This window comes from Streptomyces sp. NPDC057654 (assembly GCF_042800135.1).
GTDB lineage: Bacteria > Actinomycetota > Actinomycetes > Streptomycetales > Streptomycetaceae > Streptomyces.
The window spans coordinates 1-1475 of the sequence record NZ_JBHVHQ010001340.1 but is presented as its reverse complement, the minus strand read 5'-3'; the positions used below and the strand labels follow the sequence as shown (position 1 = coordinate 1475).

The following is a 1475-nucleotide window of genomic DNA, read 5'->3' as shown; positions in this document are numbered from 1 at the left end:
CGGCTCGACCTCCAACTGGCCTCGGCGGGCTGCCCGGTGACCGCACGGCCGCCGGCGGGGCTGTCGCCCCGCGCCGTCAGCCGTTGTAACCGGCCAGCACCTTGGTGAAGTCGTACGTTCCCTGGTCGATGCCGCTGCACGCGTCCCCGCCGCCGCCGGATCCGCACTTGCGGTCGCGGTTGAGCGCCCAGAAGGAGACACGGGAGAGGTGATGGCTCGTCGCGTACGACACCATGGACTTGAAGTCGGCGACCGAGACGATCTCGCCGGCCTGGTCGGTGCGGCCGTTCATCGAGGAGAAGCCGACCTTGCGGTAGGCGGCGTCGGAGGACAGCTTGTACTCGCTCGCGACGGTGTTCTTCAGCCCGTCCACCGCCGACTTCGTGGCGGCGGCCATGTCGACGCTCCCCTGCCCGAAGTCGAACGGCATCACGGCCCACTCCGCGTCGAGCTTCGCGGCCGCGCCGCGCTTGACGAGGTCCTTGCCGTCGGCGGTCGGCCCGGTCGTGGTCGTGCCGAACGTGACGTAGATCTTGAGCCCAGGGTTCTTCGACTGGGTCGTCTTCAGCGCGTCGACGACGCGCTGGCGGACGGTGGCGTTGGAGACCTCCGTGCTCTCGATGTCGATGTCGATCGACTTCAACTTATAGGCGTCGATCACCTTCTGATACGCCCCGGCGAGCGCCCCCGCCGAAGAACACTTCTCCCCCAGCTTGTTCCCGCTCCACCCGCCGAACGACACGGTCACATCGCCGCCCGCCGACCGGATGGAATTGATAGTCGACTGATCGACCCCGCCGGCCAGCGCCCGATTCCCGTCCCACTTCGGGTTGCACCCGCCGTCGGACAGCATGAACGCCATGGTGAACTGCTTGATCCCGGTCGCCGACATGACGGACGTCGCCTTCGGCGGACTGCCCCAACCGAGGTAGAGGTAGGGGCCGTTGAGCCCGCTGGGGGCGGTGATGGGGGCTTTCTGGGGGGCCTGCGGGGTGGGAGCGGCGTGGGCGCCGACGGCGAGACCGCCGCTGACGACGACGGCTGCCGATAGCGCGGAGAGTGCGGAGACGATTCTCTTGCGATGCACGTCGAACCTCCATGGGGGGGGTGGGTTGAGCGTGCGTGAACGCTAGCGAGCGGTCATGCTCGCGACAAGTGGTGGTTAGGAATGTTTCCTAACGCATGGAGTTGCGGGGGAGTTGTACGGGTGTGTACTGTGCGTGACTGGCATATGACGCACGGTTAGTCCGGGCGGTCTTGCTGTGTCTTAACTGTCTTACTGTTCCGCGCCGGTCTCGGGCGGCCTGCACCGTTCCGCGTCCGGAATCGCCAGCAAGGAGAAAGCGCATGGCACGTCACGGCGACAAGCCCGCCCCCATCCCGACTCCGAAGGAGCCCTCCCCGCGAGACAAGGACAGCCAGCACCCCGACGTCTCCCGGCCCGGCGGTGGCGACCACCGCAAGCCAAAGTAGTC

At 67.3% G+C, this 1475-nt stretch carries 2 protein-coding genes; one reads left to right on the top strand and one right to left on the bottom strand.

Features of this window, described 5'->3' with window-relative positions; genetic code table 11:
• Positions 1-76: 76 nt before the first annotated feature.
• Complete coding sequence (locus ACFU99_RS43410; protein WP_384404254.1) at positions 77-1087, bottom strand: chitinase; 1011 nt, start codon at positions 1085-1087, stop codon at positions 77-79.
• A gap of 260 nt (positions 1088-1347) precedes the next feature.
• On the opposite strand from ACFU99_RS43410, the gene ACFU99_RS43405 reads away from it, so the two are divergent.
• Positions 1348-1473, top strand: coding sequence for a hypothetical protein (locus ACFU99_RS43405; protein WP_384404252.1), 126 nt, complete (start codon positions 1348-1350; stop codon positions 1471-1473).
• Positions 1474-1475: the final 2 nt, after the last annotated feature.

Coding starts and splice junctions, on each gene's coding strand:
- ACFU99_RS43405 (WP_384404252.1), top strand. CDS start 1,348: ATGGCACGTCACGGCGACAAGCCCGCCCCCATCCCGACTCCGAAGGAG.